Annotated in this window: 1 protein-coding gene; it reads left to right on the forward strand. The window is 64.7% G+C overall.

Translation table 11 applies throughout. The features are described 5' to 3' along the window. Positions 1 to 88 precede the first annotated feature (88 nt). Complete coding sequence (locus ACFVTC_RS42815; protein ID WP_390135259.1) at positions 89 to 1,345, forward strand: IS256 family transposase; 1,257 nt, start codon at positions 89 to 91, stop codon at positions 1,343 to 1,345. The last annotated feature ends 39 nt before the right edge of the window (positions 1,346 to 1,384 follow it).

Below are 1,384 nucleotides of genomic sequence, written 5' to 3' on the forward strand. Positions count from 1 at the left end.
GGGTCTGTACGCTCGCCGGTGTAACTGATGATCATGGAAGAGACATCAAGTGACTGACACCGTGACCGAGTCCGCGACCGCCGATGACCTGGCGGAACCGTCGCTGGAGAGTGCAGCGGTCGAGCAGAAGCTCATCGAGCAGGTCGTTGCGCAGGCCCGGAGCAAGGGTCTGCAGCTGACCGGCGAGGGCGGGCTGCTGCAGCAGCTGACCAAGACGGTTCTGGAGTCCGCCCTGGAGGGCGAGATCACCGACCATCTCGGCTATGACAAGCATGACCCGGCGGGCAAGGACGGCGGCAACTCCCGCAACGGCACCCGCTCCAAGACCGTGTTGACCGACATCGGGCCGGTCGAGATCGACGTCCCCCGCGACCGGGAGGGTTCTTTCGAGCCGGCCATCGTCAAGAAGCGGCAGCGCCGCCTGACCGGCGTCGACGAGATGGTCCTGTCGTTGTCCGCGAAGGGCCTCACCCACGGCGAGATCTCCTCGCACCTGGCCGAGGTCTACGGCGCCAGCGTGTCCAAGACGACCATCAGCACGATCACCGACAAGGTGATGGACGGCATGGCCGAATGGCAGAACCGTCCGCTCGACCGCGTCTACCCGGTCGTCTTCATTGACGCGATCAACGTCAAGATTCGCGATGGCCAAGTGGCGAACAGGCCGATCTATGTGGCCCTGGCGGTCACCGCCGAGGGGCACCGCGACATTCTCGGGCTGTGGGCCGGCGACGGCGGTGAGGGCGCGAAACACTGGCTGCGAGTACTCTCCGAGCTCAAGAACAGGGGCGTCGACGATGTCCTGATGCTGGTCTGTGACGGACTGAAGGGACTGCCGGATGCTGTCGGCGAGGTCTGGCCTCGAACTGTGGTGCAAACATGTGTAGTGCACCTCCTGCGGGCCTCATTCCGTTACGCGGCCCGACAGGACTGGGACAAGATCGCGAAGGCACTCAAGCCCGTCTATACCGCGCCGACCGAGGACGCGGCCACGACACGGTTCCTGGAATTCGCCGAGACCTGGGGCAAGAAATACCCGGCGATCGTCCGCCTCTGGGAGTCCAGCTGGGCGGAGTTCACGCCTTTCCTTCAGTTTGACGCGGAAATACGCCGCATTGTGTGCACGACCAACAGCATCGAGAGCGTCAACGCCCGCATCCGCAAGGCCGTCCGTGCCCGCGGGCACTTCCCCACGGAGCAGGCCGCCCTCAAGTGCGTCTATATGGCCGTCATGAGCCTCGACCCGACCGGCGCCGGCCGCAAACGCTGGACCATGCGCTGGAAAGGCGCCATGAACGCCTTCGACCTGGCCTTCGACGGCCGCCTCACCGCAGGCCAACTCTAGCCACACCAAACCCAGTTACACCGCTCGCTTTACAGACCC

This window comes from Streptomyces sp. NPDC057950 (assembly GCF_042887295.1).
Classification (GTDB): Bacteria; Actinomycetota; Actinomycetes; order Streptomycetales; family Streptomycetaceae; genus Streptomyces; species Streptomyces kaempferi.